Source organism: Sphingorhabdus sp., assembly GCF_041737645.1.
Classification (GTDB): domain Bacteria; phylum Pseudomonadota; class Alphaproteobacteria; order Sphingomonadales; family Sphingomonadaceae; genus Sphingorhabdus_B.
Genome location: NZ_JBGSRI010000061.1, coordinates 53696 through 68725 on the forward strand (window position 1 = coordinate 53696; position 15030 = coordinate 68725).

The window sequence follows — 15030 nt, forward strand, 5'->3', positions numbered from 1 at the left end:
GTGGCGTTCCCAATCCTGACGATCGGCAATGACAGCCAGCAAAGGGTTGCCCGCTTTCGCCGCCGGGTCTGGCTTGCCATCGGCCTGTGTCTGGTGACGCGCGCCGGTGATGCCGCCCTTCACGCCTATTCACCCCAACAATCCAATACATCGGAGTATAATCAATGAGAAATATGATCCGCACAGCCGGTATCGGCCTTATGGCACTTGCACTGGCGACGCCGCTGCTTGCCCATAATTACGCTATCGGCAAACTCGCCATCGGTCATCCCTGGACCCGCGAGACTGCTGCGTCGCAAAAGGTCGGAGCGGGATTTCTGGCAATCACGAACAGCGGTAAAAAGGCCGACAGGCTGATCTCGGCAACGGCCGCCGGGATGAAAGAAGTCCAGTTGCACACCGTATCGATGGACAATGGCGTGATGCGGATGCGCCAGTTGAAGGACGGAATTCCGGTTGCGGCTGGCGAGACGGTCACATTCAAACCCGGCGGCTATCACCTGATGTTCATGGGGCTGACGCAGCCGTTCAAAAAAGGCGCCAAAATTCCGGTCACGCTACGCTTCCAGCAGGCGGGAAACGTCAAGGTCCAGTTCGCAGTGCAGCCGGTCGGATCGACCACACCGATTGAGGTCGATCATGGCAAACACTGATCAAGGCGGCCTTGCGCGGTTCCGTAAAGCTCTGTGGATCGGCGTTGTGCTTGTTGGTGCGGCGGGCTTGGGTGTCTGGGGATATTCGCAGATCCAATCCGGGCCTCCGGCGAGCGATTATGCCTCAGCTTTTGGCGGCGCTTTCGCGCTGACCGATCCTGAAGGCAAGCCAGTGAGCGACAAGACGCTGGCGGGTAAACCCTACGCGATCTTCTTCGGCTTCACCCGATGCCCCGATGTCTGCCCGACAAGTCTCGCGCGAATGGCGAGCTTGCGCAAACAACTCGGGGCCGATGGCATGAAGTTCAACATCGTCTTCGTCTCGGTCGATCCTGAACGCGATACCAAGCCAGAGCTGGCGCAGTATCTCACGCTGTTCGATACGCCGATCATCGGTGCGAGCGGCACGGCAACCGAGACCGCGCAAGCGGTCAAGGCGTTCCATGTCTTTTACGAGCGCGTGCCGAACGGCGAGAACGATTACACCATCGACCATACCGCCAGCGTCTTCCTGATGGATGCAATGGGCCGCTTTGTATCCACTATCGCACACGATGAATCGCAGGAGACCGCACTCGCCAAGCTCAAGCGGCTCGTCTCCCAATCCTGAACAGAAAGCCTAACTCCCATGAAAACACCTTTGTTGCTTACCGCGTCGCTGATCGCGTTGTCTGCTCCCGCCTTCGCCCAAGAACCCGATGATGGCTCTGAGCAAAAGCGCACCGATGAAATCGTCGTCACGGCGCCCTACAGCGCCCCCGAAACCTCTAGCGCGACCAAAACCGGTCAGCCAATCTTGCTCACGCCGCAATCGGTGCAGGTCGTCACCCGGCAAGTGCTGCTCGACCAGAACGCGATTACCCTGACCGATGCCGTCCGCAACGTGGCCGGTGTTTCGTCGGATTTCGGCTTCGGCGGTTCGACTTCGCCAATATTTGTTCTGCGCGGTTTCTCAACGGTGTCGATGACGACACAAAGCTCACTATATAGCAGCGGCACCTATTATCTTGACGGTGCCAAGGTAAAAGGCGTGCCGATCGATCTGGCGAACGTAGAAGCGGTCGAGGTCGTCAAGGGTCCGGATTCGGTGCTGTTTGGCAGGGCAGAGCCGGGCGGCCTCGTCAACGTCCGCTCACGCGCGTTGTCAGCCACGCGATCCATCGATTTCGCCCAGACGATTGGCGAATATGGCCTTTCGCGCACCTCAGCACGGATCGCTGGAGCTTTGGATTCAGATCAGCACTGGCTGGCGTCCGTTTCCGGGAGCTATCTAGACGCTGGGTCAAACCGTGATTTTGTTGTCGAGAAACTGGGTTCGGTGAGCGCGGCGCTCGCTTGGCTGCCGACCAGCGACACGACCGTCAAGCTAACTATCGATTATTTCAACCATCGTTATCGCAACGACTACGGCATCCCGTCCGACGGCGACCGGCCTTCCGACATTCCGTTGAACACAGCGTACAACAACGCGCCGGTGCTTTCGAAGGCCGAAACGCAGTCTTACCGGCTCGACTTGACTCAAGCGATTGGCAGCGACTGGCAGTTGCGGTTGCGGGGCATTCACATGCGCTCGCACACCCATGAACTTGACGTTGCGCCGTTTCGCGTTGATCTTACGACTGGCGAAGATCTGTTTGCGTCATCGCGCCAACTTGCGCTCTATTATTTCAACGTGCGGCCTGACGGGCGCTATCGCGTCGATCAGGCAAGCGCCGATCTTGTAGGCGAGGTTCGCACCGGCAATCTGGTTCACAAGCTTGCCATTGGAATGGTGTATTTTCGTGAAGGCAAGACCGGCCTTTCCTATTTCCAGCAGCTTGGTGCCGTCAGCGTCGATAACCCGGCTGTTGCCAACACGCCGCCACTCGACACCAGCCTCGCGTTCCCTGTCGATATTGTCGACAGAGACCGATGGTATTCGCTGACGGCTGAGGACAATATCGACTTTGGCGGCGGGTTCCATGCCGTTCTCGGGCTGCGGCAGGACTGGACCAGCACGATCTATTCATCGCCGGGCGTCGCGCCTAACCAAGTTAGCTTTACGTCACCGCGTGTCGGCGCTTTGTGGGAGGTTACGCCGGGGCATGTTCTGTATGCGCAGTTCCAGCGCGGGCTGTCGGCGAACAACGGCGTCAACCCCGATGGCACGAAGCTCGATCCCGAAATCGGACGGCAATATGAGATCGGCTACAAATTCCAGTCCACAGACAAGCGCTTTACTGCGACGCTTGCCGCATTCGATCTGGTCAAGACCAACCGAGGCGATTTCACGTTCTTCCCGGTGATCCGGACGATTGGAAGGGGCCGTTCAAGAGGTGTTGAACTCGACTTCAGTGGCCAGGTCACGCCGCAGTTGTCGGTTATCGGCTCCTATGCCTACACCGATACCAAGGTAGATGATGGGTCATTGAAGCTGGCCAACACGCCGCGCCATGCCGCAAGCCTGTGGACGCGCTACCAATTTACGCCCGATGCCTCTTTCGGCGGCGGGGCATTTTACCAGTCCGCGCGTTTCGGCGACGTGGGCAATACCGTCACACTGCCCGGCTATGTCCGGTTCGATGCGGAGGCGGCTTACCGTTTCCAAATTGCAGGTGCGAACCTCACCGCGCAGCTCAATCTGAAAAACGCCTTCAACAAGCGCTATTTTGTTTCGCAGCATCAGTTTTCGCCAGACTGGATCGCGCCGGGTGCGCCTCGCACGCTGGCGGCTACTTTGCGCATAGAGATGTGAGGCCCGGATGATGCGACTTTCTAATAGATTAACGACGTTTGGGATGGCGGTCGCGCTTCTTGCGTCAACCGCATCAGCACGAGGGGACACCAGCCAAGGACTGGTGATTTCCCTCTATCCCAAGGGAACGGTTCCATCGCTTGGTGTTCCCGAAATCCGGGAGCAGTTGGCACAAGCAGGCGGTCTGATGATCCGCAACGTCAGCGAACCCACGCTGGAGATGTTTCGTCCTGCCGCTGGAAGCGCCAACGGCGCGGCGGTCATTGTTGCGCCCGGCGGCGGCTTCGTCGGGCTGGGCTATGAAGCTGGCGGAACGGTGGTTGCACAGGCGCTTGCGAAACGCGGCATCACGGCCTTTGTTCTCAAATATCGCACAGTCCTGAGCGGGGACGATCCGATGGTGCTTCCCGATGTCCATATGAAGGAAATGGACGTTATCATGACCCGAGCGAAAAGCGGCTTTCCTGTGGAGGTGCCTCTGTTTTCTGGAGAGCCGCACGCAATAGAGGATGGTGCGCGCGCGATGACACTCGTGCGCCAGCGCGCCTCCGAATGGGGGGTCGATCCGAAACGGGTGGGCTTTCTCGGCTTCTCTGCCGGTGGCTATCTCGCTGCCGACCTTGCCATCGGCGACAGGACGTCACGACCGGATTTTGTCGGCCTAATCTACGGCGGCTTGCGCACGCCCGTCCCAGCCGATGCGTCCCCCGCGTTTATAGCCGCTGCGGCTGACGACGAGTTTCAGCCAGATGATGCCGTCCTGCTTTATAGTGCATGGCGGCAGGCCGGTGCTGCGGCTGAGTTGCACATCTATGAACGCGGCGGTCATGGTTTTGACCTTCAGCCAAAAGGCACCACGAGCGACCACTGGTTTGACGCTTTCGTCTGGTGGATGCGGTCGCGTGGTCTCATGACGCCAATGAACAGGGTAATCGATAATGATAATCGAACGACGTACCATCCTACAGGGCATGACCGGTGCTGCGGCGATCGCGCCCTTCCTCGCCATTGAACAGGCCGCCGCGCAGGTGAACGCAACGATTGCGCCGCCAACCGACACGATGACGGACGACGATCACATGAACCGGATGGGCGATGTCTTCGGCCCCGGCGTTACAGGCAGCGAGCGCATTATGATGCTGCTTTATCCGGGCTTCACTGCGCTCGATCTGGTTGGCCCGCATTATTTTTTCCAGTGCAAGTTTGGCGCTAGGGTCGATGTTATAACAATGAGAAAGACACTCGCGCCAATCTCATCCGATCGTCAACTCGCAATTGCACTTAAGACTACTATGGCTAAGGCCCGCCCGGACTATGATCTGATGGCCGCTCTGACCAAATATAGTTTTGTTGTAAAAAACTTACATTGTAGATAACAATAAAAGATATTAAGTCTTTATAGAACTGTACGAAACTTTTTCCGTTGGTCGGCTGAATTAATTGTACAACACCCATATTGCTCAGTGAATTTCCTCTATCCTGAATTACCCCACAAACGCCCGTTCGATAACAAAGTGTCCTGGCTTTGCGTTCGACCCCTCGTCGAACCCCAGGCCTTCGAACCGCGCGGCAAAGTCACGGATCATCGCCATGCTGCCGCACATCATAATTCGGTCAATGGCAGGATCGAAATGGCGCGGCCCGGTGACCCCGTCGAACAACCGTCCATCGTCGGTCAGCGTCGATACGCGCCCTTGGTTGCGGAAGCTTTCGCGCGTGACGGTCGGCACGTAAGTGAACTGGACAAGCGCCTGATCCTGAACGAGCGGATCGCCCGCAAGCTGGCATTCAAGCACATCGCGGAACGCAAGGTCGCTGACCCGCCGAACAGAATGCACCAATATAATCTGGCCGAAGCGTTCGTAAATATCGGGGTCGCGGATGATGCTTAGGAACGGCGCTAGGCCCGTTCCCGTCGAAAGCAGGAACAAGCGACTGCCCGGTAACAGTGCATCCGACACCAACGTGCCAACGGGCTTACGTCCCAGAAAAACCTGATCATCGGGTTTGATCAATTGGAGCCGCGATGTCAGCGGTCCGTTTGGCATTTTGATAGACAGAAACTCAAGATCTTCGGCATAGGCCGGACTCGCTATCGAATAGGCTCGCAACAACGGCTTGTTATCGCCCGGCAGGCCGAGCATCACAAACTCGCCCGAACGGAAACGGAAACTCGGCGGGCGGGTGATCTTGAAGCTGAACAGATGCTCGTTCCAGTGTTGTACTGCGCGCACACGCTCGACCGTCAACAGCGAAGACGGCTCCATACGGCTAAGCTCCATTAAGCGGTTGCTCATTTTTCTGGAGTGCTGGTTGGCAGGCGTGATCGCTGCGGTGCCTCGGGAATAAGGTTACTTTCGGCGAGCCGCATCGACACCGCCGTCAGCGCAGCAAAGAGCGGCGCTGCAAAACCCTCTGCTACCAGCAGTTCGGTCATCGCGCGGACTTGATCGGGCATATCATCGCGCAGCGAGCGAAACAGGCTGAGCATCATCGCTTCATCATCGCTGATCTGCAAACAGCCGACGGGCGAGAACTGGAGCGTGTTCAGTCCTTCCTTGCTCAGAATCATCATTGCCATGTGAAAATGCGGCAGCGCACCGATCATCCCCCATTTGGCAAACGCCGGGCCAATGGCGTTAGGCGGACATTGACGGTTCTGGATCGCCAAAACCCAGTTTCGCAGCGACCACACCAAGAATTGTCCGCCACGATCTAATGTCGTCACGCGCTGGTCGATAAAATCATACATGGCATTGATCCTCTTCTGGTTGTTGGTTTTGGTGGGTTGCCTGCAAGGCGGGGCAGTTCGGAAACGCTTCGGCCAGAGCAGCAACCAGCATCTCGTTTATGATTTCCATTCCCATTTCCGACATCCGCATATTTCTACTTGATATTAAGAATGACTTGCATTAGCGACACGTAACTGTGGAGGTCGTCATTCGTCAACCACTTTTGTCCCGCCATCCTCTCCGGCCCGACATTGAACCTTTCGGGGTCGGCGCTGTCCGGCCCCGTCATTTTGGAGAGTGGCACAAATCAGGCAGGCCCGTTCGGCCTGCACATGATCGACAAGGGGTAAGACATGAATTTTTCACCACGCGTTCCGAAGCTTTTAACGGATTATCGGTTGGGGGCGGGTCTGGTTGCGCTGGCAACAGCAACGGCGTTGGGGTCAGCGCAGCCAGCTTGGGCGCAGGATGCTGTGGCAGCGGACGATAACGCACGCGCGGATGGGGAAATAGTTGTCACAGGCCGCTACACCATCGATAATCGCATCGACACGGCAACCGGACTTGGGCTGACGCTGCGTGAGACGCCTCAGTCCGTCACGGTCATCACAGCCCAGCGTATCCTTGACCAGAATTTGGACACTGTGGCCGACGTGGTGGTCAATTCTGTAGGCGTGTCGGTCAACGAAGTTGACGACGTGCGTAACACGTTCAACGCGCGGGGCTTTGAAATTCAGAATTACCAAGTCGATGGTGTGCCGCTGGCATGGACGCTTGCAGGCGGTGCCGGTGAAACCGTTGCAGACGTCTCGATTTATGAACGTGTCGAAATTGTGCGCGGCGCAACCGGCCTGCTTACCGGTGCTGGCGACCCGTCTGCGTCAATCAATCTCGTTCGCAAACATGCTGTGAGCACGGATTGGACTGGTTACGTCAACGCGGGCTACGGAAGCTGGAATACGTGGCAAGCCTCTGGCGACATTGGCGGCACGTTGACTTCGGATGGCAGCATCCGCGTTCGCGCCGTTGCAAAATATGAGCAAGGCGAAAGCTACATCGACCGGTACAAAGATAAAAAGCTCGTTCTCTATGGCGTTATCGACGCTGACCTCACTGAAAACACCAGCTTTCGAGCCGGTATAAGTCACCAGCGAGAAACGCCAACCGGTCCGCAATGGGGCGCGTTGGCCTCATTTTTCACAGACGGCAGCTTCACCAACTTTCCGCGATCTACGTCTACCTCAGCCGACTGGAGCTATTGGGACACGACCAACCAGAACATCTTTGCCAATATATCGCATGAGTTTGGCAATGGCTGGAAACTGTCTGCCAACTACAATTGGCTCCGCAATGCCCAGCAAACCCAGATACTCTACCTCTTTGGCTTGCTCGACAAGACCACAGGCCAAGGCTTGTTCTCATTTCCGTATTCCGATTCAGGCGAGAGTGTCCAAAACAGTTTTGACGTTCAGCTAAAAGGTGACGTCGGGTTGTTCGGTCGCAGTCACGAATTTGTTCTAGGCGCGCTGCACAGCGTACAGGACCGCCAGAACACGACTTTCGGAGCCTTGGCATTCCCATCAACTGGCAACTTCTTCAACTGGGATGGTGCTACTTTTGCGAACCCAGGCTTCTCGACCACAGGCACATTAGCGGTTGATGAAAAGACGAAGCAAACTGGCTTTTACGGCGCAGCTCGTATCAATGTGGCTGATCCGCTCAAACTGATTGTAGGGGGCCGTTTGTCGAGTTGGAAGCTGGATGGATTCAACTTTGGTCCACCGCGCCAATATGGCGACGACAACGTGTTCATCCCTTATGTCGGTGCACTGTATGATCTGACCAGCAACCACAGGCTGTATGCAAGCTACACAAAGATTTTCCAGCCGCAGAACGCGCGCGACCGTAACGGTGATTTCTTGCCTCCGCTTGATGGCAAAGCCTATGAAATCGGCATAAAGAGCGCGTTCTTCAACGAAGCATTGCAGACATCGCTGGCTTATTTCCGTATTGAACAGGATAATTTGGCCCAAATCGACGTCGGCTTCTTCATCCCGGGCGTAACCCCGCCGACCAACGCATCGATTGCAGCGCAAGGCACGACCAGCAAAGGTTTTGAGGCCGAAGTCACCGGGCAGCCCGCAAAGGGCTGGAACCTAAGTCTCGGCTACAGCCAGTTCACCGCCGACGATGCGGACGGCAACGCGGTCAACACCGATCATCCGCGCAAATTGCTCAAGCTGTTCACGACCTATCGGTTGCTTGGCGCATTGAACGGGCTGACGATAGGCGGCGGCGTCAACTGGCGCAGCAAGAATTTTTCTGAAGGCACTAATCCTGTGACCAACGCGGCGTTCCGGTTCCAGCAGGACGCTTACGCGCTGGTGAGCTTGCTCGCACGATATGAACTGAACGAGAATTTGCAATTGCAGGTGAATGTCGAAAACCTGTTCGACGAAACCTATTTCAGTCAGATCGGGTTCTTCAGCCAGTATCGCTACGGCTCGCCACGAAATTTTTCTGCAAGCGTCAATTACCGGTTTTGAGCAGTGGGACTGTTGCCGGATTCGCAAACGTCCATTGCTGAAACAGTTCTGGCCTCGGACGTCGCGTGGAAAGAGTGTCTCCGTGAGGCGAAATGGTATCGCACAAATACAAAAGGACGATTTCCTGAGAGCATAATCGAACCAAAAATGTTTCGGCGTTACGTTTTGCTCTTGTGATTGCGAACGACTCTCATTAGCGGAGCAAGATGCTCGGTGAGCTTTTACTTTCCGGGCAAATTTGCAAAGTCGCGTGTTCCCTGCGCGATTGATGTCATCCAGCAAGCAGACGATCCACAGGGCGTCGCATCTACAGGGAAGCATTTTTGACTGGTCGCACGGCGGCCAAATGGGGATTTTGAATGGGCAATCGCGGTAGGCAGATGAGAAGCATGACCAAGTACAAGTTTCAGACTACGGCTGGCTGGCTAGCATTAATGGCTGCAACGGTGTTTCTGCCAGCGCAATCAGCTTTTGCCCAAGAAGCTGATGATGCCGCTGATGTTGGAAAGTCTGAAATCGTGGTCACAGCGACCAAGCGCGGCCAGGATCTCCAAGACACCGTCCAGAGCGTCACCGTCCTGCGTCCTGAAGACACAACGGGGATGCAATCAACCTTCGACGCGTTCAGTCGCGTGCCCAATATCACCATCACCAGCAGCGGCTTTTTGCCGACGGTGCGCGGGCTTGACGGCAATGGCACTGCGCTTGGCGGCGGCGGGGCGGTGACCGGCTCCAATCCGCGCATGACATCCTACATCGATGGTGTCGCCAGAACGTTTAGTGCCGTTCCCGATGGCTTCGGCGGCCTGTGGGACATTCAGCAGGTGGAGATTTTGCGCGGATCGCAATCGACCACATTTGGCCAGAACTCGCTGGCGGGCGCGCTGGTGCAGGTCACTGCCAACCCTGCGTTCAAGAATGAAATTGCGGTGCAGGCCGGGGTCCGTTCGGAAGGCCTCACCGTCAATGGCGCTGCAATGGTCAACGTGGCGCTTGCCAACAACCTTGCGATCAGGGTTACCGCCCAAGAAGTCAGAGGCGACAGCTTCGTCGATTACTCGACCGTCGGTGGCAGCGGCTTTACGGACGATGACCGCAAGGAATTCGCAAACGAGCGCTTCTCGAACTACCGCGCAAAGCTGCTGTTCGAGCCTTCGCCGCAAACCACGATTATCCTTGCCGCCAATCACGAGCGCAGCAAAAACGTTTATCCCAAGGATCAAGTGTCGATCACAGGTCGGAACCAAGCCCCGGCCGAACCGGCTACGTTCGTTGCCAACAAGAACACGGTGCTATCGCTGAACGTCGCACACAAATTTGATGACAGCTGGTCGTTCGACGGCACGCTTTCGCGCCAGACCTCTTTTTCGGCGTTCAAGCCGCCTTCGGTGGGCAATCCCGATCCAGCCGAATATCTCGATTTCACATTCGATGTGGAGCAATGGGCTTTCGAACCGAAGCTGGTCTATCGGCAGGAAGGCACGCGCACCTCGATCTTGGCTGGCGCCTACATCACCAAGCGTGATCGCACCGATTTCGGCGCGCCCGGTACGGCTTTCACGTTGGCAGCCGACGACCAGAGCGACGGCCTGTCGTTTTTTGGAGACGCCACTATCCAGCTGATGTCGAACTTCGATATCCTGCTTGGCGGTCGCTACATCGAAGATAAACAGAAGCGCGCTTTTTCGGGCTTTGGCGGTTTCTTCACGTTCGATTTCGACCGGAAGGATAAGCTTTTCTTGCCCAAGCTCGGGCTGACCTATCATCTTTCCGAGGATGCCGCGCTCAGCCTGCTGGGTTACAAGGGCTATAATGCTGGCGGCGGCGGCGTGAGCTTCATATCGCTCACCTCGTACGCTTTCGAAAAGGAAACTGCCGAGACCGTCGAATTGGCTGCCCGCACGAACTGGCTAGACGGCGACCTGACCATCAACGCGAATGTGTTCTTCAGCCGTTTACGGGATCAACAGAATTTCGCAACTGGGCCCGCCGGGCCGGACGATTCGATTATTCTAAACCTTAAACGATCAAGGTCGGCAGGGCTGGAAATCGACGCCAGCTATGCTGTATCGGCAAACAGCAAGATCGGCGGCTCCATCGGCTTTCTCGACACGGAAATCACCGATTTCGGGTCGGCAGCGAACGCCATCTTCAACGGCAACGATTTCGGCCAGGCTCCGGCTGTGACTGCTAATGTTTATGGCAACATCGACCTGGCAGAGGGGCTGTCAGTTGGCGGGAATGTGGAGTTTTCCAGCTCCAGATTCACGACGTTCGACAACCGGGCCGACGATAGGCTTGACGGCTATGCCCTGGCTAATTTGAACGCCCGCTACAACATTGGCGCATTCACCGTCGAAGCCTATGTCAACAACCTCTTCAATAGTTATGTCGAAATTCAACGCTATACAGATTTTAATCAGGAATATGTCAGGCGTCCACGCACCTTCGGGGCCAATGTAACGGCGAGATTCTGAGGTGCTGAGCAGTCCAACCACACCGCGCACCGCGCTGATATTGCGTTGGATTACGGCAGGACCACTCGCCATCATTGCGGCCGTGCTGACAATGGCATCGACCCCATTGTGGCTACCGAAGGGCGCGGCGGGGGTCGATCATATGATTTTGCCGATCATATTGTTCCCGGCGTTCTGGGCCATTTTTTTCTTTTATGCGCTCATCGAGGCTCGCCCGATCCGTGCGTTGGTCATATTTGCGGTTGTCATGCTTGCCAACGCCGTCGTAATTTATTTGCAGTTCTAAAAAGGAAGAAGCGCGATGAGCATGGTGGATAAAGCGACATCGAAGCGGCTGCTGGCCGTTCATGGCTGGTCCGGCGTGATCCTCGGCCTGTTTCTTTATGTCGTCGTTGTCACTGGCGCTGTGGCGGTCATGTCGCACGAAATCGGCGAGTGGTCGGTTAGCGGTGCTGGCACGGAGGCTCCACTAAATCAGCCGCTTGATGCCCGCATCCGGCAACTGGCAGAAACGGTCGATCCGAAATATCGGGAAGACGTGTCGATATTTCCCAACGCGGCGGGAACGATCCAGCTGTTTTTCCACACCCATGGCACGAACAGCGCGGGCAAGCCCGACGATCTCGGCGTCCGGTTCATGCTCGCTCCGAAGACATTGGAAGTGCTTGCCCGCGACGAAGGGTATGGAACGGAGCTTCCTGATGACCCGCAAAGCGCGCTCGATTATTTTCTGTCGATTTTGCACATTAGCCTGCACGCACCCGATCCGGTTGGGCTATATCTGACCGGCCTTGCAGGGTTCGTCATGCTTGCAGCCGTCATTTCCGGCATCATCCTGCACAAGCATCTGCTGCGCGACCTGTTCGTCTCTCCGCGATTGTCGAGCAGGCTGCTCAATCGTCGTGACCGCCACATTCTTGCGGGAAGCTGGAGCTTGCCTTTTGGCTTCCTGCTTGCGTTTACCGGCACATTTTTCAGCTTTGCGGGTGCAATTGGGCTGCCGATTGTAGCTATGGTGTCATTTGGCGGCGATCAGGTGAAAATGCTGGAGACACTTGTCGGTGTGCCAGCTTCGGTAAACAAAGCGCCCGCTGTGATGGCAAATCTTGACACCATGTTCGCCGACGCAAGTCGCCGCACCGGGACCAAGCCCGAGTTCGTGTCGATTGCTCATTGGGGAACCGCTGATGCAAAGGTGCAAGTCACGACCGGACCGGTCGAAAGCGAGATAAAATACAATAACTTGGTCTTCCACGGCATTAGCGGGCAATTTGAAGGCGTGAAGCCAGACCTCGGCACCAAGCCATCGCTCGGGAATGATATTTTTGGCTGGATGGGGCCACTTCACTTTGGCAATTTTGGCGGCTTGTTGTCGAAATTCGTCTGGGTAATGCTCGGCCTTGTAACCTGCTATGTAACACTCACCGGCTTACGGCTGTGGGTTGAGCGCAGAGCAGATGACCCCGTGTGGCAAAAGCTATCGCGCGCCATACCTACGGTCGGTTACGGTGTTCCCATTGGCATGGCCGCTTCGGCGGTCGGGTTTCTTGTGAGCTTCCCCAAGGGTGATGCGGTTGGATGGACAGCAGGTGGTTTCTTGGTTGGCTGCGCGGTCGCGCTGTTGCTTGGTTTCGTTATCGGCGATCGCGACCGGTTGGGACGTATTATGTCAGTGCTGCTTGGTGCATTGCTCGTCTCGCTGCCATTTTTGCGGATCTCGATGGGCGGCGCTGGCTGGGTTGATCTTTCGGCGACGCTGCGCTTCGTGCCGATCATGCTTGACGTTATACTTTTTGCAGGCGGTGTTTTCGCCATTGCTGCGGGATTGCGCTGGCAGGTTCCGGGCCTTCGAGCTTCGCAGTTAAGCGTCCGCGAAACGACGGCGGTGCCAGCAGAATGATGACAATGGTCTATTCTGCGGGCGCTCTTGCGGTAACGTTGCTAGCGATGGTCTATCTTGGACTGATTGATCCGAAACGTGGGCGTGTGTTCGCGACATCCACATCGAAATGGCTGCCACATTCGCGGTTTGCAGGTTGGGCCTTGGTGCTTTTACCAGGCGTAGCATTGATATTGGCCGGTCAATTAAGTGCATTTCTCATCTGGTTCGGCGCAGCAACAGTGGCCTCGTGGGGGATGGCTGTCCGCCCGCCTCGGCGGTTTTGATTGTGCAACAAATCTCTATTGTCGCATAGCAATGGCGCGCGTTGTTAGCGACACATCTGTTTTCGCGATAAATTAGAGAACAAGGTGTTTTCTCAGCCAATGTAAGCCTCACCTGACGTGAAGGCGATGAATTATAGTCGAGGAATATCCTATAATTTCGGTAGACGCCGAGGAACTATGGTCGATTGGACTATGGAAGTGCATGTAGATGCAAACAGCACGAAGCGATCAACAACCGTTTCAAGCTCTTCCATATCGCGGACAAGAACTCGGGTAACGAACCCATCCGATCCCGTAACGCGATGTGCTTCAACCACTTGATGGGTATTATCGATTATTTCTGCCACTTTTTGCAACGCGCCTGGCATGGCCTCTATTTTTATGTAGGCCGAAATTTTTAGACCAAAAATGGCGGGATCAATCAACACTGAATATCCAACTATCGCGCCTGCATCTTTCAATTTCAGAATTCGGTCACCGATGGTCGGGCTGGAAAGGCCCATCTGGGCAGCAAGGTCTTTGGCGCTCATTCGGCCATCTTCAGTCAATGCTGCAATTATCGCACGATCAATGCTGTCGATCTGCCGGGTTACATAACGGCTTCGGTTCATAGTTTACCCCTAGCTGGATGACGCCAGCGGGGCCTTGTGATTGCGAAGGCAAATGTTCGATTCTGCCTTATTTGTGTGAACTTTCCGCAAGAATCTATTGATCGCGAACCCACCCAGCAACGCGACGAGCATAGTCCGCAGGCTCAAGATTGAAGGTCAAAGGTCGTTTCCGGTTTCGATTGGAGGGTCGAAAAGCCAACAACGCCTTCTTGAAGCCATAGCTGACTGGCTGCCCCGGCAGCTATCGTTAGTTCGATAGTCAAATGGGACATTCTTGAACGAAATCAGCAAGTCGGGAGCAGTGCAATGACCTGCCAAGTGCAACCAAGATCAAATTCGGGGCAGCGGCGGTAATGGCCTATTCTGCGGCTGCCTTGCTTGCACTGGCGTCGCAATGCGCACCAAGCGTTGCACCCGAAACGGTGCTAGCCATCATTCAAACCGAAAGCAGCGGCGAGCAATTTGCCCTCAATGTCAACGGCGGGAAGCAACCCGCCCGACAAACCAACGCCGCCGATGCCGCCGCAACCGCCCGCCGCTATGTGGCGGTAGGATATTCGGTCGATCTGGGGCTTGGTCAAATCAACTCGCGCAACATGCGCTGGCTTGGCCTGACTTGGGACACCGTATTCGACCCCTGCACCAATGTTGCCGCCTTGGCCCGCGTCCTCACTACGAATTATAACTCGGTAAAAGTCGGACGCGATCCACAAACCGCGCTTCGGGTCGCACTTTCGATGTATAATACGGGAAGCCAAACGCGCGGTTTTCATAATGGCTATGTTGCCAAGGTCGAGCGCAACGCGGGCGTTGCTCAAAGTGCCGTCTCCGGCGCGCCGCTGATCCTTGCAGCCGCTGCATCGCTTCCGAACGATCAACGCACTCTTCTGCTGTCAGAAAACGCATTGCCGGCATCGTCTCCGGTTCAAGTGCGCCCCGCACCGCCGCCAAGTTGGAACGTCTTTGAACGAGCCGCCTACGACCGCGAAACCCGATTCCTTGCCGAGAACGAAAGGCCCAGCATATGAATATCATCCTGAAAGCCGGGCGCAGCATTGGGATGTGGCGCGAATCCTGTGCTGCACGGTTCAACAGCCTTCCCAAGACAAGG

17 protein-coding genes are annotated in these 15030 nt (G+C 56.1%); 12 read left to right on the forward strand and 5 right to left on the reverse strand.

The window, feature by feature from the left end; translation table 11 throughout:
- From ACEW72_RS11560 to ACEW72_RS11585, 6 genes are read left to right on the forward strand one after another with little or no spacing between them, the layout of a single operon-like run.
- The gene (locus ACEW72_RS11560) at positions 1-168 is read left to right on the forward strand and encodes a hypothetical protein (protein ID WP_373476530.1); all 168 of its coding nucleotides are present in this window, start codon (positions 1-3) and stop codon (positions 166-168) included.
- Complete coding sequence (locus ACEW72_RS11565; protein WP_373476531.1) at positions 165-653, forward strand: copper chaperone PCu(A)C; 489 nt, start codon at positions 165-167, stop codon at positions 651-653. The genes ACEW72_RS11560 and ACEW72_RS11565 overlap by 4 nt, the downstream gene beginning before the upstream one ends.
- Entirely contained in the window at positions 640-1263 is a 624-nt protein-coding gene (locus ACEW72_RS11570; RefSeq protein WP_373476532.1) for an SCO family protein, read from the forward strand. The genes ACEW72_RS11565 and ACEW72_RS11570 overlap by 14 nt, the downstream gene beginning before the upstream one ends.
- Before the next feature lie 18 nt (positions 1264-1281).
- Entirely contained in the window at positions 1282-3387 is a 2106-nt protein-coding gene (locus tag ACEW72_RS11575; RefSeq protein WP_373476533.1) for a TonB-dependent siderophore receptor, read from the forward strand.
- 43 nt (positions 3388-3430) lie between these two features.
- Positions 3431-4399 carry an alpha/beta hydrolase gene (locus tag ACEW72_RS11580; protein ID WP_373476534.1) on the forward strand — a complete coding sequence of 323 codons (969 nt, stop codon included), beginning with the start codon at positions 3431-3433 and terminating at the stop codon, positions 4397-4399.
- Positions 4359-4763, forward strand: coding sequence for a hypothetical protein (locus ACEW72_RS11585; RefSeq protein WP_373476535.1), 405 nt, complete (start codon positions 4359-4361; stop codon positions 4761-4763). Before ACEW72_RS11580 ends, ACEW72_RS11585 begins: the two co-directional genes overlap by 41 nt.
- 108 nt (positions 4764-4871) lie before the next feature.
- Here ACEW72_RS11585 and ACEW72_RS11590 read toward each other — a convergent pair whose 3' ends face one another.
- Genes ACEW72_RS11590 through ACEW72_RS11600 form a run of 3 tightly spaced genes read right to left on the reverse strand, consistent with a single transcriptional unit; the run spans position 4872 to position 6269 of the window.
- Complete coding sequence (locus ACEW72_RS11590) at positions 4872-5684, reverse strand: ferredoxin--NADP reductase (protein WP_373476536.1); 813 nt, start codon at positions 5682-5684, stop codon at positions 4872-4874.
- Positions 5681-6139 carry a hypothetical protein gene (locus ACEW72_RS11595; RefSeq protein WP_373476537.1) on the reverse strand — a complete coding sequence of 153 codons (459 nt, stop codon included), beginning with the start codon at positions 6137-6139 and terminating at the stop codon, positions 5681-5683. Before ACEW72_RS11595 ends, ACEW72_RS11590 begins: the two co-directional genes overlap by 4 nt.
- Entirely contained in the window at positions 6132-6269 is a 138-nt protein-coding gene (locus tag ACEW72_RS11600) for a hypothetical protein (RefSeq protein ID WP_373476538.1), read from the reverse strand. Before ACEW72_RS11600 ends, ACEW72_RS11595 begins: the two co-directional genes overlap by 8 nt.
- Positions 6270-6472: 203 nt before the next feature.
- Here ACEW72_RS11600 and ACEW72_RS11605 point away from each other — a divergent pair, with 203 nt between their 5' ends.
- The 5 genes from ACEW72_RS11605 to ACEW72_RS11625 all read left to right on the forward strand — a co-directional run bounded on the left by ACEW72_RS11605 (position 6473) and on the right by ACEW72_RS11625 (position 13308).
- Positions 6473-8665, forward strand: coding sequence for a TonB-dependent siderophore receptor (locus ACEW72_RS11605; protein ID WP_373476539.1), 2193 nt, complete (start codon positions 6473-6475; stop codon positions 8663-8665).
- A 389-nt stretch (positions 8666-9054) separates the two neighbouring features.
- Positions 9055-11142: a TonB-dependent receptor gene (locus ACEW72_RS11610; RefSeq protein ID WP_373476540.1), complete on the forward strand. Its 2088-nt coding sequence runs from the start codon at positions 9055-9057 to the stop codon at positions 11140-11142.
- 1 nt (position 11143) lies between these two features.
- Positions 11144-11428, forward strand: coding sequence for a hypothetical protein (locus ACEW72_RS11615; protein ID WP_373476541.1), 285 nt, complete (start codon positions 11144-11146; stop codon positions 11426-11428).
- 15 nt (positions 11429-11443) lie between these two features.
- Positions 11444-13042, forward strand: coding sequence for a PepSY-associated TM helix domain-containing protein (locus ACEW72_RS11620; RefSeq protein WP_373476542.1), 1599 nt, complete (start codon positions 11444-11446; stop codon positions 13040-13042).
- Positions 13039-13308, forward strand: coding sequence for a hypothetical protein (locus tag ACEW72_RS11625; protein WP_373476543.1), 270 nt, complete (start codon positions 13039-13041; stop codon positions 13306-13308). Before ACEW72_RS11620 ends, ACEW72_RS11625 begins: the two co-directional genes overlap by 4 nt.
- Before the next feature lie 149 nt (positions 13309-13457).
- Here ACEW72_RS11625 and ACEW72_RS11630 read toward each other — a convergent pair whose 3' ends face one another.
- Positions 13458-13919: an Lrp/AsnC family transcriptional regulator gene (locus ACEW72_RS11630; RefSeq protein WP_373476544.1), complete on the reverse strand. Its 462-nt coding sequence runs from the start codon at positions 13917-13919 to the stop codon at positions 13458-13460.
- A gap of 143 nt (positions 13920-14062) precedes the next feature.
- A complete protein-coding gene (locus tag ACEW72_RS11635; RefSeq protein WP_373476545.1) occupies positions 14063-14191 on the reverse strand; it encodes a hypothetical protein in 129 nt (42 codons plus the stop codon).
- A gap of 81 nt (positions 14192-14272) precedes the next feature.
- Between ACEW72_RS11635 and ACEW72_RS11640 the strand changes: the two genes are divergently transcribed.
- Complete coding sequence (locus tag ACEW72_RS11640; protein WP_373476546.1) at positions 14273-14947, forward strand: lytic transglycosylase domain-containing protein; 675 nt, start codon at positions 14273-14275, stop codon at positions 14945-14947.
- The last annotated feature ends 83 nt before the right edge of the window (positions 14948-15030 follow it).

Excerpts from the sequence above, each read along its gene's own strand:
- ACEW72_RS11595 (WP_373476537.1), bottom strand. The coding sequence starts at position 6,139 with ATGTATGATTTTATCGACCAGCGCGTGACGACATTAGATCGTGGCGGA.
- ACEW72_RS11565 (WP_373476531.1), top strand. The coding sequence starts at position 165 with ATGAGAAATATGATCCGCACAGCCGGTATCGGCCTTATGGCACTTGCA.
- ACEW72_RS11630 (WP_373476544.1), bottom strand. The coding sequence starts at position 13,919 with ATGAACCGAAGCCGTTATGTAACCCGGCAGATCGACAGCATTGATCGT.
- ACEW72_RS11610 (WP_373476540.1), top strand. The coding sequence starts at position 9,055 with ATGACCAAGTACAAGTTTCAGACTACGGCTGGCTGGCTAGCATTAATG.
- ACEW72_RS11640 (WP_373476546.1), top strand. The coding sequence starts at position 14,273 with ATGGCCTATTCTGCGGCTGCCTTGCTTGCACTGGCGTCGCAATGCGCA.
- ACEW72_RS11620 (WP_373476542.1), top strand. The coding sequence starts at position 11,444 with ATGAGCATGGTGGATAAAGCGACATCGAAGCGGCTGCTGGCCGTTCAT.
- ACEW72_RS11570 (WP_373476532.1), top strand. The coding sequence starts at position 640 with ATGGCAAACACTGATCAAGGCGGCCTTGCGCGGTTCCGTAAAGCTCTG.
- ACEW72_RS11590 (WP_373476536.1), bottom strand. The coding sequence starts at position 5,684 with ATGAGCAACCGCTTAATGGAGCTTAGCCGTATGGAGCCGTCTTCGCTG.
- ACEW72_RS11605 (WP_373476539.1), top strand. The coding sequence starts at position 6,473 with ATGAATTTTTCACCACGCGTTCCGAAGCTTTTAACGGATTATCGGTTG.
- ACEW72_RS11635 (WP_373476545.1), bottom strand. The coding sequence starts at position 14,191 with ATGTCCCATTTGACTATCGAACTAACGATAGCTGCCGGGGCAGCCAGT.
- ACEW72_RS11580 (WP_373476534.1), top strand. The coding sequence starts at position 3,431 with ATGGCGGTCGCGCTTCTTGCGTCAACCGCATCAGCACGAGGGGACACC.
- ACEW72_RS11625 (WP_373476543.1), top strand. The coding sequence starts at position 13,039 with ATGATGACAATGGTCTATTCTGCGGGCGCTCTTGCGGTAACGTTGCTA.
- ACEW72_RS11585 (WP_373476535.1), top strand. The coding sequence starts at position 4,359 with ATGACCGGTGCTGCGGCGATCGCGCCCTTCCTCGCCATTGAACAGGCC.
- ACEW72_RS11600 (WP_373476538.1), bottom strand. The coding sequence starts at position 6,269 with ATGCGGATGTCGGAAATGGGAATGGAAATCATAAACGAGATGCTGGTT.
- ACEW72_RS11575 (WP_373476533.1), top strand. The coding sequence starts at position 1,282 with ATGAAAACACCTTTGTTGCTTACCGCGTCGCTGATCGCGTTGTCTGCT.